Here is a 1,503-nt window from a genome sequence, read left to right as displayed (position 1 = left end):
TGAACGATTAGTTAGGTTTCTGCCGCTTGTAATGACACCAACTTACCCCCACCTGAAACTAGCTGACGCCCCACTTCACGAAACCCTAATTTGTCATGGAAGGCTTTGGATGCGGGATTAGGCGGCTCTATGTTGTACTCACAAACAATAGTTTTTAGACCATGACTGCGAGAAAAGTTAAATAGATCTAAGTAGAGCTTGCTGCCAGCACCTCGGCCGGCCAATTTTGGGCCAACCACGATTCGATCTACGTACATGAAGTCTTTAAATCGGGATGCAAACCAGCTGTAGTTGTCGTTTTCATATGGAGCGTTTGGCCCCATAGCGAGAAGGAAAGCACTTGCCGAGCTTTCGTACTCCATTACCTTGAAATAGCTCGAAATGTCTGCCAGAAATTGAAGTCGTTCTTGGCTCATTGGGCTGGTTTGAAGCACTTCTGCTTCGTTTAGCCGAACGATTGACGCGAAATCTTCTTTGGTTGCATCGCGAATGAGTTCCATGCAGAAAACCTAACACCTGAGTTAAGCCGCCACGCGTAGTGGCGGCGGACGCGTGCTAGCGTAGCGCAGGCGCGCGGACGGTGCCACGAAGCGGGGTCGGCTTGAACGAAAAGTTAGGCATCTTAGCCTTGGGGCGAACGCTGTCGCTTTGGCAACTCCGGATTCATATGGTCCCAAGGCTGGGCGCTAGACACAAAGAAATCCAGATCCGGTTGAAAATTTGCAGGGGCATCTAGTGAGCCAGGGCGAATCCCGACCATGCCTGGTACGGCCTCAAGCTTGACGAAAAGTTGTGATCCGCAGTTTTGACAAAATCCGCGTTCAATGACGTGTCCGCTATCGCCCTTTGAAGCAAAGTATTTGACGGGGCCAGTTGTATTCACGGCATTAGGTGGGAACATCATGACGGGAGCATAAGGACCACCAGATGCGTGCTGACAGTCAGTGCAATGGCAATTTCCTGAAAATACTGGGTCAGCACTTGCTTCGTAACGCACTTGACCGCAAAGACAGCCACCTGAGAGCTTCATGCGTGAGACCTCCTGCAAAGATGCCTAACACCTGAGTTAANNTTGAACGATTAGTTAGACCGCACGCCATTGCCTTTAATCCATGGTGCAGTCTCCATCCGGAACGATTAGCGGGAACCCAATGTTGAGAGGCATCGGATACGGAGAGCCCAGAGCCTGTCGATTCCAGATGTCAGGTGATTAATTGGCGCGTTTAGAGCCAAAAAGCCGCTGCTCAACTAATGAGATAAAAAGAAGCATTCCACCGAGGATGGCGTAATGTTTCCACCCGGAGAATTGGAAGTACGAGTTAATCGCGTTTGACAAGGTGACTGCTGTAGCTAGTGCCACAACAAATGTGATTCTCATTTGCTTATCACCAGCGATTCTTGCGATCGCCCATACGACGCCTGCAGCAAGAAGGGACGTAATAAAGGTCATTAATGCTTGGTGGAGATCCATTGGGTTCCTTGTGCGGTCTAACACCTGAGTTA

General features: G+C 49.8%; 3 protein-coding genes. All 3 read right to left on the bottom strand.

Features of this window, described 5'->3' with window-relative positions; all coding sequences use genetic code 11:
• Nucleotides 1-11 precede the first annotated feature (11 nt).
• Nucleotides 12-500, bottom strand: a complete 489-nt coding sequence (locus ABE093_RS12760) for a GNAT family N-acetyltransferase (protein ID WP_430761294.1) — start codon at nucleotides 498-500, stop codon at nucleotides 12-14.
• A 122-nt stretch (nucleotides 501-622) separates the two neighbouring features.
• Nucleotides 623-1,030 (bottom strand): GFA family protein, encoded by a 408-nt coding sequence (locus tag ABE093_RS12755; RefSeq protein WP_430761293.1) that lies wholly within the window; start codon nucleotides 1,028-1,030, stop codon nucleotides 623-625.
• Nucleotides 1,031-1,210: 180 nt separating this feature from the next.
• Nucleotides 1,211-1,503: hypothetical protein (locus ABE093_RS12750; RefSeq protein WP_430761292.1), on the bottom strand; the 293-nt coding region annotated here is incomplete at its 5' end.

Source organism: Solilutibacter silvestris (assembly GCF_050574925.1).
Taxonomy (GTDB): domain Bacteria; phylum Pseudomonadota; class Gammaproteobacteria; order Xanthomonadales; family Xanthomonadaceae; genus Solilutibacter; species Solilutibacter silvestris_A.
This window is presented reverse-complemented; position numbering and strand designations above follow the sequence as displayed.

Coding starts and splice junctions, on each gene's coding strand:
- ABE093_RS12760 (WP_430761294.1), bottom strand. CDS start 500: ATGGAACTCATTCGCGATGCAACCAAAGAAGATTTCGCGTCAATCGTT.
- ABE093_RS12755 (WP_430761293.1), bottom strand. CDS start 1,030: ATGAAGCTCTCAGGTGGCTGTCTTTGCGGTCAAGTGCGTTACGAAGCA.